Raw genomic sequence first — 9,602 nt, 5'->3', positions numbered from 1 at the left:
ACTTGAGCCATCGAAACAGTGGGTGCACAGACGGCACTTCGGCAAACCGATACTTTCCACCAATGTTTCTAAGGGATTGAACTTCAATGAGGTCAGACCGAATCTCTGTCGTATTTTCTCAACGAGTGCCTCATATTGAGGAGATCCGGTCTTGGCATATAAATCAAGATTCTTTTCGGGATCACCTTCGAGTTCTTTTATAATGCGGCGAGTAAGCAGCTCCATGTCAGACTTGGAAGATGTAAAGCCGAGATAGCGGCAACCATAAATCAACGGCGGACAAGCGATGCGCATGTGCACCTCTTTCGCTCCATTGGCATACAACTCTGCCACGTTGTCATTAAGCTGGGTACCCCTCACGATGGAATCATCGCAGAAAAGCGCTCGTTTGCCCTCAAGCATGGCATGGTTGGGCACAAGCTTCATTTTTGCGACCAGATCTCGCATAGACTGATTGGCAGGTGTGAAAGACCGCGGCCAGGTAGGCGTGTATTTCGAAATACAGCGCCTGTAAGGTATCCCGTGACCTGAAGCATAACCCAATGCCATTCCGACACCGGAATCAGGAATACCGCATGCACAATCTACATCTGTCGGATCGGTCTTGCCCATAGCCTCACCCGATGCGAAACGGGTTTCCTCGACGTTTATTCCTTCATAGCATGAGGTGGGGAATCCATAATACACCCATAAAAAGCTGCAAATCTGCATCTCTTCGAGAGGTGCACTAAGTTGCCTGATTCCGTCTGCTGTAAATTCCACAATCTCTCCCGGACCGAGATCTCGCAGAATCTTATAACCGAGATTCGGGAATGCCGTGGTTTCGGAAGTAACGGCATAGGCACCCTCCTTTTCACCAAGAATGACCGGAGTTCTGCCAAGTTTGTCGCGGGCTGCAATGATACCGTTTTCTGTCAGAATCAGCATGGAGCACGAACCTTTGACTTTGGCATAGACATTGCGGATTCCCTCTGTAAAATCCTTCCCCTGATTGATCAGAAGAGCCACGAGTTCTGTCTGGTTTGTCCTTCCGGAACTCAATTCTCCGAAATGCACGCCGGCATCAAGCAATTCTTTCTCAAGATCGTCAAGATTTGTAATGTAAGCAACGGTGACGATCGCAAATTTTCCGAGATGTGAATTGATGATAATCGGCTGCGGATCATTGTCACTGATAATGCCCACGCCCGCATTTCCCTGGAATTTATCCAGTTCCGATTCAAATTTTGTACGGAAATAAGTGCGTTCAAGACTATGAATAGAGCGGCAGAAGCGCTTCCCGGCTTCGTCGTAGGTAGCCATACCCGCACGACGTGTGCCAAGATGGGAGTTGTAGTCAACTCCATAGAAAAGATCGGTTCGGCAAGGAACTTTGCCTGCTACTCCGAAAAATCCTCCCATGATGTAGAAACTTAAAATTTAAAGCGCAAAATTACTAAAAAACTCGCATTGAGTCAATATCTGTTTTAAGGATTTATTAACAATTTTAAGGAATGCGCGCTAAATAACAAAAAGCGTTTTTCAGGCGTTATATGTAAAAAGTTGTTTAAAAAACTGTATTATTCACAAACACCTCCTCCACGGCAGCATATTATGGACGAAAAGGAATTTTTTGATCACCTCGCACCGACGTGGGATGACAACGAAGTGCTTTCAACCCCCGACAAAGTGAGATTCGTGCTCGGCTTCATGAATCTTAAGCCGGGACAAAGCGTGCTTGATCTCGGCACTGGCACAGGTGTGCTTCTCCCCTATATCGCTGAAAAAATCGGAACAGCCGGGCATATAACTGCTGTTGACTATTCTGCCGGCATGTTAAGCCGTGCCAAAGAAAAATTCTCTGGACTCACTCCGACTCCCGAATTTCTCGAAATGGATCTTGAACAGGACAACATACCGGGTGAATATGACCGGATTATTTTGTATTGCGTATATCCGCATCTTCATGAACCTGTCGAGACATTACGATGGCTTCATAAAGTGTCGTTAAAAAAAGGAGGTCTGATTTCCATCGCTTTCCCCTCAGGACCGGAGTTCATCAACAATGTGCACAGGGAGAAACATTCCGAAAGCGACATTCTTCCATCAGCCGATGAACTTGCCCGCACATTCCGTCTCAACGGATTGGATGCGAAGGTGGCGCATTCAGACACAGACAGTTACATTGTAAACATTTATAAGTAATCCGAATATATGTCATAACGAATTACGTTAATGCTTCTATAATACTTTTATAATACTCTTTTAACATGAAATTCAAGAAACAGACACTCTTTTCTCTCGCAATAGCGGCTTCAGTTCTGGCATCCTGCTCTTCGAAACAGACAGAAAACACTGAAAGCAACGCGGCGTTAGACAACATCATGACACGCACAAGCATCCGTGCTTACACTGCTGATTCAATAAGCAAGGAAAACATCGAGACAATGCTCAGGGCGGCGATGGCGGCTCCTTCGGCAGGCAACAAACAGCCCTGGCGTTTTGTCGTTATAGAGAACCGAGCCACTCTTGACAGCATCGGTGCCAATTTCGGATCAATGAAAATGGCTTCGCAAGCACCGCTTGGCATTGTGGTATGCGGTGATCTTGAAGCCACTTTTCCTGAAGAGGGACGCGATTACTGGATTGAAGACACATCGGCGGCAATGGAAAATCTTCTTCTTGCCGCGCATTCAATAGGTCTGGGTGCTGTATGGTGTGGAATATATCCAATGTCCGACCGTGTGCAGGCATTCTCTGAAATGTTATCGCTTCCGGAAAACATCATTCCGATGGGCGTGGCGATAATCGGTCATCCGCAGTCCGCCCAAGAACCCAAAGACAAATGGAATCCGGAATACGTGCATTACGAATCCTGGAAAAAATCAGGAGCCAAGGGTTTCTGACGTTAATTCAGAGGCACGGACGGTGCGGGCTGCCAGTTTCGCCACTGTTATGCTTGCTTCGTAAAGCAAGCACATGGGCACAGACACAAGCATGAGCGTAAAGACATCTGACGTGGGAGTGATTATGGCTGCTGCTATGAGTATGGCGACAATGGCGTGACGCCTGTATGTCACCAGCATCGAAGGTGTCAGCAATCCTGCCTTTGCCAGCATCCACGCAAGCACCGGCATCTCGCACACAATACCCATGCATAACGAGAGCATCACCATCGTGCTCATGTAGGATTCAAGTGATATCATGTTGACCACATCCTCCGACACCTGATATGTGCCGAGAAACTGGAATGTCATGGGAAAGATGACAAGATAGCTCAAGGCTGCGCCTGTAATGAACATGACGTATGCACTTGTCACTATACCCACGGCATATTTTCTCTCCCTTGCATAAAGCGCGGGTGAGACAAAACGGAAAAGCTGATAGACAACATAGGGCGACGCGGCAAGAAAACCGGCGCANAACGCCGTTTTCATATGTATGATGAATTGCTGCGCCAGCCCTGTGTTTATCAACGCCACATCCGTTTTCATCTCATATGGTATTCCGAAAGAGGCGCAGAGATCAGCAATAACTCCGTATGTGACAAAACCGGGATATTTAGGCGCAAGGACAAAAGCGAACAGTTCCTCCTTGAATACGAATGCGACAATGCCGCACAGCAGAATTACTGCAAAAACCCGTAGCAGCACACCGCGCAACACGTCAAGATGATCCCAGAAACTCTGTTTCTCCTCCTCTCTGCCCATTATTTATCTTTGTCTGTATCTTTTATGTCTTTCTCAATATCGTTCATTCCATCTTTGAACGAACGGACACCCTTGCCAAGACCTTTCATCAGTTCAGGTATTTTCTTTCCTCCGAAAAACAGAAGAACAACAAGCACAATCACAAGCACCTCCGACATTCCGAGGCCCCCTATAAAAAGAAGTGTATTCATTTAAATTATGTTTTTATTTCAACTAATCTGTTTGGAAATCACCGACAACCTTTCATAAACTGTTCAGACTTCACGTTTGAGACGTTCAACCATCCCGTCGATGCGATGCAGTTCTGCCGGAATATCAATCGACTGCGGGCAATGCGGCGCACATTGTCCGCACCCAATGCAATGGCTTGCCTGACGAAGCCCGGGCACACTACGGTCGTATCCTATCAGGAACGCCCGGCGCGCCTCTCTGTAGTTCTCGCTCTGTCGCGAGGCAGGCACGTTGCCTTCATTGATACATTTGTTATAATGCAGCAGAATCGATGGTATGTCAAGTCCGTAAGGACATGGCATGCAGTATTTGCAGTCGTTGCAGGGCACTGTAGGATACTGCATCATCAGATCCGCTGTCTCGTATAGAAACATATTGTCTTTGTCAGTAAGCGGCTTAAGCGGACAGAAAGAACGGAGATTGTCTTCAAGATGTTCCTTGTAGGTCATTCCGCTTAGTACAGTAAGCACATCTGGATGAGACCCGGCATAACGGAATGCCCATGACGCTACACTCCTTTCCGGCTCTCGCTGCTTGAGACGGCTCACAATGTGATCAGGCACATTCGACAGTCGTCCTCCGAGCAAAGGCTCCATGATGATTGCCGGAATATCGCGTCGGGCGAGTTCGTTATAGAGATATTCGGCATTGGTGTTACGCTCGTTTACCTCTTTGGCATGTTTCCAGTCTACATAATTAAGCTGAATCTGCACGAAATCCCATTTGTATTCATCATGTCTCGACAAAAGATGATCGAAAACCGCTATGTCGCCGTGATATGAAAATCCGAGATTCCGGATTCTGCCGGCTTCACGTTCTTTCATAAGAAAATCAAGAACACCGTTGTCGATATATCTTTTATTGAATTCTTCCATGCCATCGTTGCCCATTCCTACGCCATGCAGCAGCATGTAGTCTATATAGTCGGTCTGCAGCTCTTTTAAGGAGTTGTGATACATCGCCAGAGATGCCTCCCGGCTCCATGTGGACGGAGCGAAATTCGAGAGTTTGGTGGCAATGTAATAGCTTTCACGCGGATAGCGACTCAACGCAATGCCTGTGGCACCCTCGGAACGCCCTTTGCAATATGCCGGCGATGTGTCGAAATAATTCACTCCGTGACGGATTGCAGTATCGACAAGGTCGTTGATCGCCTCCTGATCCAGTTCCTCACCTCCGTCACGACCGCTTTCTTGCGAAACCGTAGGCCATCTCATGCACCCGTAACCAAGAAGAGAAACTTTCTCTCCTGTCTTGGGATTCACGCGATAGGTCATTTTGTCTTCAGGTATATCTCCTGTAATAACGTTATCAGTCGAACCCTTTTTTGCCGCTTTCTCACATCCTGCAAACGCAAGTCCAGCCACTGATGCTCCGAGTCCGAGACGTTTCAAAAAATCCCTGCGGTTTATATTGCTCATAATTTCTTTGTTTTCAATGATTATATAAGTACAAAAGATAATGATCTCCATTTAAATAATACGGTGGCGTTCGTTGCCTTCTACATAAATGGCACTGAACGGACGTGACGGACACAGATTCTCGCACGCTCCGCAACCGATACATCGCTCTGTGTTCACAACCGGTATCTTGCGTGACTCCGGATCCGATGCCGATGACGAAACCATGGTTATGGCTCCGACAGGACAATGGCGTGCACAGTTGCCACACTCCACGCCATCTGTAAGTGGAATGCAATTCTCTTTTATCCAGACTGCCCTTCCGATCTGCACAGAAGATTTTTCTGCTGCATCTATTTTTAAGATAGCGCCTGCCGGACACACCTCGGAGCACCGCGTGCATTCCGGACGGCAATAACCTCTCTCATATGAAGATTCAGGCTGCATAAGCGTCGAAAGGTCGGTTGACGGACGTAACACTCCGTTCGGACAAGATGCCACACATAGCTGACAGGCGGTGCAATGATCTGTAAGATTCTTTATACTTTTGGCTCCGGGCGGAACTATACATGTTTTCCTCGCCGGCTTCTTTTTGTCAACGATAACTGCAAGACCGCCGTCAACGGTTTTTTCCTGGGCGTTAAGCGCGGCGGTTGTGGCGATAGCAGCTGCCATGCCAAGAAACTGTCTGCGGGAGCCGTCAACCATCACGTCTTTGCCCTCCGATGCTTCCTTTCCGGATACCTGTCTCTTATAGGTGTATGATATCGCACTTTTGCTGCATTTTTCAATACAGTCGAAACATGTTACGCAGCGGGAATAGTCAATCTTGTGTTCCTTGCTGTTGATGCAGGCTGCCTTACAGTTTCTCGCGCACAATCCGCAACCGTTACACTTTGAGGTGTCGATGACTGGTCGTAAGATTGAATATTTCGATATCAGACCAAGCAATGTCCCTACAGGGCATATTGTATTGCAGTATGTTCTGCCGTTACGCCATGAAAGATAACCGAGAATCACAATAGTCGCCACTGCCACACCGAGCGTGACACCGCTTCTGAGCCACACATCAACGTTATAGAACGCATAGCTGTTGTGTCTCTCTGCCCACAAAGCAAGTAGATTGTTGCCCCACGCAACTAAAGGAGCCATCAGCGTCTGGGCTATTCTTCCGTAGGCACTGTATGGAGCCAAGAGAACAACTACAGAACTTATGCCAGCCAATATCGCGAAGAGCATTACTGCCAGCATGACATATCTAAGAATGTTTCTTGCCGGCGAATAGGAATAACGGTTCTTTTTGCTCTTCTTGCCAAAGAAGGCAAACACATCCTGCATCACTCCGAGAGGACATATCACCGAGCAGTAGAGTCGACCGAAAAGGAGTGTTAATGCCACCAGCACGCCTACCACTCCAAAATTGAGCGCAAGCAATGCAGGAAGGAACTGAATTTTGGCCATCCATCCTAACCAGACATGTGCCATACCTGTAAAGTCAACAAACAGAAGTGTTACAAGCAGTATGCTTACAACAGCAAGTGTTACCCTGATTTTTTTCAACATAGTCCGAAAGTATTACGTNTCTAAAATTTCAAATTTTGAAGTGATTGAAACTTTTTTCAAAGTCGTTTTAATTCCCCGATTAGGAGTCATTCAGTCAACTTCTCCTTCAAATGCAAAAATAATATGAAAATTCCAATAAAACACTACCTTTTTTACCATTCATTTAACCAAAATGCCTTAAGCATCCGTATATGAGCCGTGGTTGTGCCGCAACATCCCCCGACAATGTTCAGCAGACGGTCGGCAAGCAGTGGACCGAGACTTTCTGTAAACATCTGCGGAGTGACGCCATAATTGCCGGTTTCATCAGGATGTCCCGCATTGGGATAGTAAATCAATGGAAATGGTGAAAAAGTTGCAAGTCGCCTTACATAGGGGTTTATCCTCTCAGGGGCGTCCGAACAGTTCAGACCTATTGCCAATGGCGAAAAATCCGACATTGCCGCGACAAATGACTCCAACGTATGACCGGAATACATTCTTCCAGTTTTCCCGGAAACGGAAACAGATGCAATATATGGCACTTCTCTATGGAGCTTTTCACATGCGAGACCGATTCCGGAGATAGCGGCACGGACATTTCCGAGATCGTACATAGTCTCGGCAAGTATCACGTCGACCCCACCCTCTATCAACCCTTCCGCCTGCTCCTCAAACACATCGACAAGTGTATCGAAATCCACTGCGCGACATCCGTCTATCGCCTTATTCCCAGATAATGACGATGAAAAAGCTGTAGGCCCCATGGCTCCTGCCACAAAACACCGCTTGCCGGGATTCTCTCTCATGAACCGATCCGCCTCGACTCTTGCAAGCCGTGTGGAGACAATATTGAGCTGAACGATATTTCCGTAATTGCAGTATCCCGATTGCGAAAGCCGGTTGGAATTGAATGTGTTTGTCTCAATAATATCCGCTCCGGCTTCAAGCCACGACCTGTGCATACGTGCCACAAGCTCCGGATGCGTGACCGACAACATATCGGGGTTGACGGCACAAGGCATCAGTCGCCGGAGTTCAACACCCGTAGATCCGTCCAGGAGCAGCACCCTTCGGGACATCTCATCCTGCAACGATGCGACTCCGCTTACATTTTCCGTTTTAAGATTGCACATAATCAGCAAAGCTTCCGTTGATGCAAAATTAGAAAAATTAATCAAATGACCCAAACGCCTTTGTCATACGTTTAAGGTATAAACCCATTAGTAAGTCAAAATTGTTGGAATATGAGTATGCGCCAGATAATAACCCATTTTACGGATGATGACCTATACAAGTTCACGATGTGCTGCGCGGTAATAGAAAATTATCCGAGAACCCAGGTGAAATATAAATTCATTGATCGAAACGATACAGTATATCCTCGCGGATTTGCAGTGGAGCTTCTTCGACAGATTAAATTTCTTGAAAACGTTGTCATAACCGATGAGGAAATAAGTTTCATGCGGCACAAATGTCCCTATATACCGGATTGGTTCTACAGCTTCCTCAAAGGATTCCGTTATGACAGCCGATGGGTCTCAGTATCTCAAGATGCCGAAGGACATCTGGATGTGGGATTCGAGGGAAACTGGAGCAACACCATTCTGCTTGAAGTCAAGGTGCTTGCCATAATATCGGAACTTTATTACATGTTCACAGGTCTGGACAAGGCTCTTGACTACAGCGCTTATTATGGAAAATCGGAATCAAAAGCCAGACGCATGATTGAAGGTGGCTGTATCTTCAGTGACTTCGGCACACTTCGCCGCGCCTCGTATAAGGCACAGGAAACTTGCATCAGAGCCATGAAAGACTGCAATGACAGGATAGCAGGACCCGGAAGATTCATCGGAACAAGCAATGTCTGGTTCGCCATGAAATATGACCTTACTCCTGTGGGTACNATGGCACACGAGTTCATTTGCGCCATAGCGGGAATGTATGGTCCGCAGATGGCCAACTATATCGCCATGCAGACCTGGGCGGAGACTTACAGGGGTGCGCTCGGCACATTTCTCTTCGACACTTACGGATGGAAAATATTCAGTCTCAATTTTCGGAAGATTATGCCAACATGTTCAAAGGACTGCGCGTTGACAGTGGTGACAATTTCAAGGAACTCGACCTTATTGTCAGCAAGTATAAGTCGCTTAAGATTGATCCGCGAACAAAGCAGATTGTCTTCAGCAACGGTCTTGATGTTGACAAGGCAATAGAAATTCAGAACTACGCTCACGGCAAATGTTTGCCATCGTTCGGCATCGGAACGCATTTCACAAATGATTTTCCCGGGATAAAGCCGATGAACATTGTCATAAAACTCGTGGCGGTGAAAATCACCGAATCGTGGCCTTTCTACTGCGAGACCTGCAAGCTAAGCGAAGACATCGGTAAATACACCGGCAATCCTCAGACTGTGAAAAGATTTATGGAAGCCATTCATTTCAACGAATAATATCTCCTTTCCCGGAACTACACCATCGTTACTCTCTGTAATACATACATTGTCAGCACATCTGAATGCGTCTGCGATGATTGCTAATAATTTCCCATTTTTCAATGCAAAAAGTGAAAAAAACATAAAAATATCCTTTTCATAAAAATAAACTTTTAGAGCTTTAAAAAGACTTAATATCCTTGTATGATACTCTTGCAGGATAAGAGCTTGTTTAAAAATAAACGTGAAATTTGGGGCGGCTCACTTCCGGATAAAATCCATTTAAGGCAAAGGAGCATA

Annotated in this window: 8 protein-coding genes and 1 pseudogene; 3 read left to right on the top strand and 6 right to left on the bottom strand. The window is 46.5% G+C overall.

Annotated features, from left to right (window positions below; genetic code table 11):
- Positions 1-1,401: amidophosphoribosyltransferase (locus tag JX312_RS04705; protein WP_204457215.1), on the bottom strand; the 1,401-nt coding region annotated here is incomplete at its 3' end.
- Positions 1,402-1,593: 192 nt separating this feature from the next.
- Here JX312_RS04705 and JX312_RS04700 point away from each other — a divergent pair.
- Both JX312_RS04700 and JX312_RS04695 read left to right on the top strand, forming a co-directional pair.
- Positions 1,594-2,184: a class I SAM-dependent methyltransferase gene (locus JX312_RS04700; RefSeq protein WP_124030137.1), complete on the top strand. Its 591-nt coding sequence runs from the start codon at positions 1,594-1,596 to the stop codon at positions 2,182-2,184.
- A 65-nt stretch (positions 2,185-2,249) separates the two neighbouring features.
- Positions 2,250-2,885 carry a nitroreductase family protein gene (locus tag JX312_RS04695; RefSeq protein WP_204457214.1) on the top strand — a complete coding sequence of 212 codons (636 nt, stop codon included), beginning with the start codon at positions 2,250-2,252 and terminating at the stop codon, positions 2,883-2,885.
- Here the strand turns inward: JX312_RS04695 and tatC are convergent.
- The 5 genes from tatC to JX312_RS04670 all read right to left on the bottom strand — a co-directional run bounded on the left by tatC (position 2,865) and on the right by JX312_RS04670 (position 7,998).
- Positions 2,865-3,689 (bottom strand): twin-arginine translocase subunit TatC, encoded by an 825-nt coding sequence (gene tatC / locus JX312_RS04690; protein ID WP_204457213.1) that lies wholly within the window; start codon positions 3,687-3,689, stop codon positions 2,865-2,867. The genes JX312_RS04695 and tatC overlap by 21 nt on opposite strands.
- On the bottom strand, positions 3,689-3,880 hold the full coding sequence (locus JX312_RS04685; RefSeq protein WP_123404768.1) for a twin-arginine translocase TatA/TatE family subunit: 192 nt from the start codon (positions 3,878-3,880) through the stop codon (positions 3,689-3,691). The genes tatC and JX312_RS04685 overlap by 1 nt, the downstream gene beginning before the upstream one ends.
- Before the next feature lie 63 nt (positions 3,881-3,943).
- Positions 3,944-5,341, bottom strand: a complete 1,398-nt coding sequence (locus JX312_RS04680) for an aldo/keto reductase (protein WP_204457212.1) — start codon at positions 5,339-5,341, stop codon at positions 3,944-3,946.
- Positions 5,342-5,392: 51 nt separating this feature from the next.
- The gene (locus JX312_RS04675; protein ID WP_204457211.1) at positions 5,393-6,883 is read right to left on the bottom strand and encodes a 4Fe-4S binding protein; all 1,491 of its coding nucleotides are present in this window, start codon (positions 6,881-6,883) and stop codon (positions 5,393-5,395) included.
- A 152-nt stretch (positions 6,884-7,035) separates the two neighbouring features.
- Positions 7,036-7,998 carry a homocysteine S-methyltransferase family protein gene (locus JX312_RS04670; protein WP_204457210.1) on the bottom strand — a complete coding sequence of 321 codons (963 nt, stop codon included), beginning with the start codon at positions 7,996-7,998 and terminating at the stop codon, positions 7,036-7,038.
- Positions 7,999-8,115: 117 nt separating this feature from the next.
- Between JX312_RS04670 and pncB the strand changes: the two are divergent.
- Positions 8,116-9,320: pseudogene (gene pncB / locus JX312_RS04665) on the top strand (nicotinate phosphoribosyltransferase).
- The last annotated feature ends 282 nt before the right edge of the window (positions 9,321-9,602 follow it).

Origin of the sequence: Barnesiella sp. CU968 (assembly GCF_905219685.1) — a bacterium.
GTDB classification, from domain to species: domain Bacteria; phylum Bacteroidota; class Bacteroidia; order Bacteroidales; family Muribaculaceae; genus Lepagella; species Lepagella muris_A.
This window is presented reverse-complemented; position numbering and strand designations above follow the sequence as displayed.

Coding starts and splice junctions, on each gene's coding strand:
- JX312_RS04700 (WP_124030137.1), top strand. CDS start 1,594: ATGGACGAAAAGGAATTTTTTGATCACCTCGCACCGACGTGGGATGAC.
- JX312_RS04685 (WP_123404768.1), bottom strand. CDS start 3,880: ATGAATACACTTCTTTTTATAGGGGGCCTCGGAATGTCGGAGGTGCTT.
- JX312_RS04680 (WP_204457212.1), bottom strand. CDS start 5,341: ATGAGCAATATAAACCGCAGGGATTTTTTGAAACGTCTCGGACTCGGA.
- JX312_RS04695 (WP_204457214.1), top strand. CDS start 2,250: ATGAAATTCAAGAAACAGACACTCTTTTCTCTCGCAATAGCGGCTTCA.
- JX312_RS04675 (WP_204457211.1), bottom strand. CDS start 6,883: ATGTTGAAAAAAATCAGGGTAACACTTGCTGTTGTAAGCATACTGCTT.
- JX312_RS04670 (WP_204457210.1), bottom strand. CDS start 7,998: ATGTGCAATCTTAAAACGGAAAATGTAAGCGGAGTCGCATCGTTGCAG.